This is a genomic window from Rhodoferax ferrireducens, assembly GCF_003347515.1.
In the GTDB taxonomy this organism is placed as follows: domain Bacteria; phylum Pseudomonadota; class Gammaproteobacteria; order Burkholderiales; family Burkholderiaceae_C; genus Rhodoferax.
Map to the genome: position 1 here is coordinate 1 of NZ_QEII01000030.1, position 215 is coordinate 215.

General features: G+C 48.4%; 1 protein-coding gene. It reads left to right on the plus strand.

The features are described from left to right. Nucleotides 1–8: 8 nt before the first annotated feature. Nucleotides 9–215, plus strand: a 207-nt coding sequence (locus C5P05_RS00115) for a serine hydrolase (protein WP_232834265.1), incomplete at its 3' end; no start/stop codon positions are given.

Genomic DNA, 215 nt, shown 5'->3' on the forward strand with positions numbered 1-215 from the left:
CGGCGATCATGTTGCTTGCTGAGCAAGGCAAACTTTCTTTAGCGGATGAAATCGAAAAGTATTTTCCCGAATATCCTTTGCCTGGACGTCACGTCACCATTGAAAACTTGCTCACGCATACGTCTGGCATCCGAAACTACACGGAGTTGCCACAATTCGGTGTCGTGCTGACAAAGGACGTAAGTCCCGATGACGCCGTCGCGTTTTTCAAAGAT